Source organism: Thermogutta sp. (assembly GCF_039793925.1).
Classification (GTDB): domain Bacteria; phylum Planctomycetota; class Planctomycetia; order Pirellulales; family Thermoguttaceae; genus Thermogutta.
Genome location: NZ_JBAMME010000343.1, coordinates 49,651 through 56,336, shown reverse-complemented (window position 1 = coordinate 56,336; position 6,686 = coordinate 49,651). Strand labels below are relative to the sequence as shown.

At 57.9% G+C, this 6,686-nt stretch carries 4 protein-coding genes; 3 read left to right on the top strand and 1 reads right to left on the bottom strand.

Annotated features, from left to right (window positions below):
• A partial coding sequence (locus ABJK56_RS18750) for a right-handed parallel beta-helix repeat-containing protein (protein WP_347246215.1) occupies window positions 1-1,680 on the bottom strand: 1,680 nt, incomplete at its 3' end.
• Window positions 1,681-2,139: 459 nt separating this feature from the next.
• Between ABJK56_RS18750 and ABJK56_RS18745 the strand changes: the two genes are divergently transcribed.
• The 3 genes from ABJK56_RS18745 (at window position 2,140) to ABJK56_RS18735 (ending at window position 6,538) form a co-directional block, all read left to right on the top strand.
• On the top strand, window positions 2,140-2,667 hold the full coding sequence (locus tag ABJK56_RS18745) for a hypothetical protein (RefSeq protein ID WP_347246214.1): 528 nt from the start codon (window positions 2,140-2,142) through the stop codon (window positions 2,665-2,667).
• 185 nt (window positions 2,668-2,852) lie between these two features.
• Window positions 2,853-5,786, top strand: a complete 2,934-nt coding sequence (locus tag ABJK56_RS18740; RefSeq protein WP_347246213.1) for a pilus assembly protein N-terminal domain-containing protein — start codon at window positions 2,853-2,855, stop codon at window positions 5,784-5,786.
• Window positions 5,787-5,896: 110 nt separating this feature from the next.
• Window positions 5,897-6,538, top strand: a complete 642-nt coding sequence (locus ABJK56_RS18735) for a hypothetical protein (RefSeq protein WP_347246212.1) — start codon at window positions 5,897-5,899, stop codon at window positions 6,536-6,538.
• Window positions 6,539-6,686 lie beyond the last annotated feature (148 nt).

Genomic DNA, 6,686 nt, shown 5'->3' with positions numbered 1-6,686 from the left:
CTGGTGGAAATTCCCGGTTTTTGTGCGGTAGACAAGGTTGTACGCCATCTCGATATGCGTGGAGCCCTCGTCCGTGTACAACCCCCAGCCACCGTAACTGAATGAATACACATCGTGGATCTTGTTGTGATTGACGGTAGTTCCCGGCGAAACACCCAGAGTGTACACACCCCCCATATCGGAAAGCACATACTGTCCGATGTTGTAAATGTGGTTGTAATTGATCGTGTTGTGGTGGGCCGGGCTTTCCGCGTATCCCCACGTCCAACCCACCGAAACCCCCGTGTAATAGAAGTCGAAGATGTCGTTATGTTCAATCGTGTTATAAGGTGAATGCCCGATCCAAACTCCCACGGCTGCGGGATGGATGCGACCGCCGTGGGCAATCGTGCAGTTTTTCACGGTGATGTGGGAGACGAGCGCATCCTCGCCCTGGGGTCGCTGACTGGCCCCCTGCCAGTTGGCCGAACCGGCATGCCCAATCTTCACGCCACCTGCCCCTAGGTCAACGAGTTCACAGTTTTCGAGCCGGCAATTGCGGCATCCCTCTCCGAATGCGACGGCGTACGTGCCGGTATGAACCACCGCGCAGGTGTCGAACAGGACATTCCTCGCCCCGACTGCCGAGATCGCGCCATCCAGGCCCACCTCTGCCTGAGGATAGAACTGCCCATCATCTGGGCAAACCCAGTTGGAATGCGCGAAAATGAGACCGTGAAATTGGAGGTGTTCCACCCACCGCTTGTTGGCACCGTCACACGCAAAAATAACCAGATTTTCCAGGCGCGGAGCCACAACGTCCGCCGTTTGCGGATCTTCGCCTGGTTTGGGAATGTACGTGAGTTCACCCTTCGTGCAATCGAGGTAAAACTCGCCCGGCTCGGTCAGAGCCTCCTTCACATTTTCAAGGTAGTAACGATACCCTTTAAGAAACTGGGCCCAATAGGAGTCGAATCCGGTGCCCCGGCGGAAGATGACGAGTTTTTTCTCCGGGTCAATGCTGGCGATCCGCATCCGGGACATGGACCACTGGTGGAAAATGTTGACTTCCACGTCGCCAAGATCGGTCCATTGGGGATTGAATTCCGCTTCGGTATATTGGATGCGGTCATCCCCGGCTGCCTGTTTCTCGGCCGGGGGCGGCACCCGTTCCGCAATCGTGTAATACCCCTTTTTGGGCAATCGGGGACGGTAGCGACGCTGATCGTTGACGAAAAGCTGGGCGAACGCCCATTTTCCGTTTTTCACGTCATCAAGAACAAGATGCCACCGGCCATCGTCGTCCACTTTCCAGCCGGACAAGGGAACGCCACCAGAAATGATTGGTCGTTCATTGGGGTAAGCCTGGTAAATCGTGGGCGACTTTTCGGTGCCCGAATCCTCCGGGGTGAATCGAAGAGCCTGAATCAGGAAATACCGGCCCCCACGAATGCTTACCACGACCGGCGTTTGTCGATCAGGTTCTTTTTGACGGAGTTCTCGAACGGCCTGTTGAGCTCGGGCAAGCGTGGCAAACGGACCATCGGTCTTGGCCTCGTTGGGGGCTGCCAGTTTACCCGACCAACTGTCATTGCCATCCGGTGAGACATAAAAGTCCTGAGCCAGGATGGTGCCCGTACCAAGCGTTGTTGCCACGAACGTTCCAATTAAATACGTTAGCAGCGGAGTGACTTTGCACATGGTGAATCTCCTTCCGCGGTGGGCTAACGAATGGTGGGCCATGATGCCGGGGGAGCCAACAGTCCTAACCAGCAGGCTCCTGTCCCAGAGGCAGAAAACTTATTCCAAAGTGTGCGGTCACTATACCCTCTATGAGAGCTCACGGCAAGCATCCGCAGCAAACAGGAAACTGGGAAAGGGAATTACGGCCTGCCATCAGTCAACACGTCTGCGTACGCGTCTTATTTTCCGAATTAAAAATCTTTCTGCAATTTTTCCAGATTCCCAACCGTGAAACTGGATAGATTGTAACGAGGGTGTCGCAATTCTGCTCTCCCGGATTGACGAATTTATCCCGATTCAATTGGGTGCGGGGACGGGCTTTTGACGATAACGCTTAACAGCAGCGTGAAATCGTTTGTGGGGATTGCACCGGGTTGACCAGAGGTGCCGATCATGATCGGCCCCAAGGAGGTTGCCGTGTCGGCCAGATGGAATGCAAAGTTGCCGGTTTGGGCTGCGCTACCTCTTATCGGGTTAGCAATCAGTCTGAGCTGGCCGCACGTTTCGGGGGCCCTTCGTGCGGCGGAGCCCGAGCAAAGTTCGGCAGGCTCGGCGTCGGCCCCAGCAAGCGTTGAAGAAGCGGGGATTTCCTCGGCCGTTCCTGGTGCGAGGAGCTCGATCGAGCTCTCCCCAGCCTGCCCGGCGTGCGATTGTTGCGGACATTTCCATCAGGGGTGCCTTGCACGTTACATGTCAGCGGTCGGAGGATTTAACTGCACGTGCCGAGGGAGCTATAAGTTTCCGGTGCCGCCTCAATATACCTATCACTGGCCCGGGCTGTACAGCCAGCAGTTGATGACGGCGTACAATAGCCCTTACCGCTATCCGGCCCTGAAACTCCCTCCGTGGATGTCTCGAGGGAGTCAGGAGCCCGGTATTTCGGAGCCGAAACCGCTGACTCCATCGCCCGCAGAGGGAAAACCTCAACTGGAGCCGGTTCACTGAACATGGGAACTGCCGAGAGAAATAGGGGAACACAACGGGCTACTGCATGGTAGCACAGAGATTGCTGTTTGGAAAACATCGTTAACCACATCCATGGCGTCTACGTTATTGACCTAAGTTTTGCACAAGTAAATATCCGCCGCTGATCACGGACCCGATCGGCGCAACAACCCAGGGATGGAGCTATGAACAAGGCAGCGCAGCGTGCGATTTTGGTTCGCCGTGATGCCACAGGCGTGCCGTTTCTCTTCGCTTTCGGTGTGATCACCGCCGTCACCACCGTCTTTGCTTGGGCGTGGGGACGCGTTACTGCACAGGGGGAAGAAGCGAATTCCAATTCGCAAGCCCCGGCTCCGTTGCGCCTTCAACTCCAGGTAGGCGACGTCCACCCCCTGATGCCCGAGGAAAGCAACAGCTCTGGCACCGCGATTCCGGAACCAAGTTCGGAGGGCAGCACGATTCAGTTGCGGATCCGAGCCCCGGCGGATGAACCGTCCATTTCCCAGCCGGCTGCCCAAAATCGACAGGCGACCGTTGTTTCTCCCGGTTCGCCGGAAGAAGTGTGGATTGAAGAAAGCCTCGAAAGCGTCCCCGCTGAGATCTGGGTCAGCGAAGATAAAGCCGCAGTCCCCGCAAAACAAACACAAACTGCGGCCCCTCAATCGCTAGTACAGCGGACCGACAAAAACGGTGGTCTCGCCCCCACGGGTGCCGCGTCGTCCCCAACACAAGGCGAGTCGTCAGCGAGAGGCGGCGGACTGAATTCCGTCGTGGCGCGCGCCGGAACAGGTGACGGGGCGTCTCCCACCCACCGAATCGTGCTGGAAACACCGGGATCGCAGCAACAGATTGTCCTGCGAGTCCGTGCTGTCAATGCGCCTTTGGCGGTTCGGAATCATGCCGTTCATAATAATATGGAGGGCAACGTCGGAGGCGACGAGTCACCGCTGGCCGGTCTGGGTGCGGCTTCGCCCAGGATCCCGCGCACCACGCCGAGTGTCCTCCGATTAATCCGGGAAAATATGGAGGTAAGCCAAAGCTGGGCGGTGGCGGCCAGCCGCCCGGTGCGCCCTTTCCTTCTGGATAACCAGCCGGTCCTGCGAGTTCCGGCTGAGGTGACACCCGAACTGGCACGGGCTACCAGCGAGGAGGCCGTTCCGAACTCCCAGGCAATTGTTCTCACGTCAACCGGCACGGCACAACAGGCGGCGGAAACCCAGGCCGTTTCATCACCAGTGGCCACTGCCTGGGACTGGCCGGGACGGACGTCTGATCCGCAACGAAACCAGGCCCCACGCAGTTCCGATAGTGACGGCCTTGTAACATTTATCGACAACGACATTGTCGCATTCAAACGAAGCCCGCTAGCGGAGGATTCCACCCCCCAATGGCGCGTGGTCACACCCCGGCCTTCTCTGGCTGACCAGACAACAACGTCTTCGCTCGCGCAAGCGGAAGAAGCACGACCTGCGCCAACGCAACCGGTTCTCAGCCAAGACAATTCCTCTGAGAGCGCGCTGCCGCTTCGTCCCGTTCGGCCGTCGATCGTGGGCGATTCGGGTGAGATGGCCGGACAGGCGGCACCATCCAATCGTTCGTCGATTCAAGTAAAGGAGTTCAGCCCTTCCAGCAAACAAACGCCGACTGCTTTGACAGGCTTGCAAACCGAGGCTCCTGCGGTTTCTGCAACGCCAGCGCCTGAGCAACCAAAATCAGAAGCCGCGGCAACCCCGTTTGAAATCATCGAGGAGTCCGGCGAGCTGACCGTCATCGTTCGGCGGAGCAAATTGCTGCGGACGCAGGTAGACGTGTACCGTACGGCGGTGGTGGATTCCAGCATCTGCGACGTGGTTCAATTTACACCCCGTGAGATTTCTATCCTGGGCAAAAGCCAGGGAGCCACGCACGTGACGTTCTGGTTCCAGGATGACCGCTATCGCCCAGTGACCTATCTCGTGCGGGTCATCCCCGATCCGGAAGTCGAGAAAACCCAGGTGGAACGGTATGAACTTCTCGAATCACACCTTGCCAAGTTATTCCCCGAAAGCAAAGTGGATTTGATCGTCGTCGGCGACAAGCTTGTAGTGAAAGGACAGGCACGCGATGCCGCCGAAGCCGCGCAGATCATGGCGGTGATCCGGGGCGAACTGGTTCGGGGGCGGAGCGTGGCCGAGGGGAGGGCGGCCGACCCAGTCGGTCAGGAAGCAGCCGGCCAAACCCTCCCGGCAATCCAGGTGATCAACATGCTGCGGATTCCCGGTCCCCCGCAGGTTGCCCTTAAGGTGAAAATCGCTGAGCTCAATCGGACAGCCGCCCGCAACTTCGGCGTGGACATGCACCTCAACTTCGACCAGGGGAAGTTTCTTATCGAGTCCCTGTTGAATATCTCGTCGGGTGGTTCAGCAAGTGTGATTGGCAACTTTGATGGGGGGGACCTCCAGTTTGGACTGCACTATCTGGAAGAGCATGGCGTGGTCCGCCTGCTCAGTGAACCGACGCTAGTCACCCTCAGCGGCCGTCCTGCCACCTTCATCGCGGGCGGAGAGTTTGCCGTGCCCACGGCCGTCGGTGTTAACGGTGTGGGAGCGGTCACCACAGACTTCCGCGCGTACGGAGCGATCATCACCTTCCTGCCCACCGTGCTTGATAAAGACCTTATCCGTTTGGAGGTCGCCCCGGAATTCAGCCAGATCGATAGGCAAAACACGGTAAACGGCACTCCGGGCTTGCGAACCCGTGCCGTCACCACCACCGTGGAAATGCGCGAAGGCCAGACACTGGCCATCGCCGGGTTGCTGGACGATTCCATGACCGGCAACAACCGGGGTGATCTGCCGATTTTCAATCAGATCTTCGGGCGTCGCAGTCTCAGCCGCAATGAAACTGAGCTCATCATCCTGGTCACGCCGGAGATCGTTCATCCGATGGAACCGGAGGAAGTACCGCCGCTGCCAGGTTTCGACGTCACTGAACCGACCAACCACGAGTTTTACCTGAAAGGCCATCTCGAAGGGCGACCCACTCAGGAATACGACAGCACGACTTGGCCACGACTCCGTCGGCGCTACAACGCCGGGGGACCGGCCACCATCTCCGGTCCCTACGGCCATGGGGACTGAGGCGAAAAAGACGAGTCGTTTTTTCAGCAACGGAAAAACGCACGTTCGAATTGAAGAAAGTTTTCAGCCGAAACAAGAAATAATTTGAGGAAAGAATTGCGAGATAAGCCATGAACCGGCATGAATGCATCCTCCCAATGGCCTCGGCGGGCCAATCGAAACGGCAGCGCAGTTCGCATTACAAACAGCCGGAGATTCACGAAAGAGGATGGCACCGCCTCGCCAGGCTGGGCTGGGGACTGCTGAGCGTGGTGCTTGTAGTAGGTTGTCATACGCCGAAGGTCTCTCACGAGGCCAAAATGGGACCGGTCTACGATCGCCCGTTCCCGCTCGGACAGGTCACCGATGCCCATTGGGAAACGATGCAAACCAATGCCGAAGCCGCGGACTTCATCTTCTACGATCACGAATTTGTGGGCGAGACGGCCGATCTGACACCTCTGGGGCGAAAACATCTGCTCTCTGTGGCACTGCGGTTGGAGCACGTTCCTTTCCCCGTGGTAGTAGAGGAATCACCCCGGGGGGAAAATCCCCAGCTTGACGAAGCCCGCCGACAAACCGTCGTCAATCAACTCGTTCAGCTTGGACTCAATCGGGAGATGGTGGAAGCGCGGGTGGTTGTGGCGCCGGCGTTTACGGAGGGGCTTTCCGCCATTGAAGGCGAGGCGGCGTACTACAGCACACTCCTCGACGGCCAGTATGGAACGGGCTTTCGTGGCATGAACCGCGGCTTCAGCGGCTGGCGACGGTAGTCCTTACAGGCGGCTTCGAAAAAGATTGCCCAACACATTCACGGGACGGAGCGATTTTCTCCGTCCCGTGTTTTCTGATGACGTCTCCAATTCACAACGGACACGACGAGCTTCACAGGGCATGACAAGCGTGCCTCCCTAGTGCCGC

What these genes read in the sequence shown, in the direction of transcription:
- ABJK56_RS18740 (WP_347246213.1), top strand. Translation starts at nt 2,853, where the DNA reads ATGAACAAGGCAGCGCAGCGTGCGATTTTGGTTCGCCGTGATGCCACA.
- ABJK56_RS18735 (WP_347246212.1), top strand. Translation starts at nt 5,897, where the DNA reads ATGAACCGGCATGAATGCATCCTCCCAATGGCCTCGGCGGGCCAATCG.